This window comes from Enterovibrio gelatinilyticus (assembly GCF_028683095.1).
Taxonomy (GTDB): Bacteria; Pseudomonadota; Gammaproteobacteria; order Enterobacterales; family Vibrionaceae; genus Enterovibrio; species Enterovibrio gelatinilyticus.
This window is the reverse complement of sequence record NZ_JAJUBC010000123.1, coordinates 1-474: the sequence shown is the minus strand read 5'-3', so window position 1 is coordinate 474 and position 474 is coordinate 1. Positions and strand designations below refer to the sequence as shown.

The window sequence follows — 474 nt, the reverse complement described above, 5'->3', positions numbered from 1 at the left end:
CCGCCTTCCTCACTGCTGAAAGTGCTTTACAACCCGAAGGCCTTCTTCACACACGCGGCATGGCTGCATCAGGCTTGCGCCCATTGTGCAATATTCCCCACTGCTGCCTCCCGTAGGAGTCTGGACCGTGTCTCAGTTCCAGTGTGGCTGATCATCCTCTCAAACCAGCTAGGGATCGTCGCCTTGGTGAGCCATTACCTCACCAACTAGCTAATCCCAACTGGGCCCATCCCGACGCGAGAGGTCCGAAGATCCCCCTCTTTGGTCCGTAGACATCATGCGGTATTAGCAGTCGTTTCCAACTGTTATCCCCCACGTCAGGGCAGGTTCCCAGCCATTACTCACCCGTCCGCCGCTCGTCATCTTCAAAAGCAAGCTTTTGAAATGTTACCGCTCGACTTGCATGTGTTAGGCCTGCCGCCAGCGTTCAATCTGAGCCATGATCAAACTCTTCAATTAGAATTTTGTTGTCAC

1 rRNA gene is annotated in these 474 nt (G+C 53.8%); it reads right to left on the bottom strand.

The annotated features are described in order from the left end of the window. Positions 1-459: ribosomal RNA gene (locus LRP50_RS25495) — 16S ribosomal RNA — on the bottom strand; the annotation flags it as partial. Positions 460-474 lie beyond the last annotated feature (15 nt).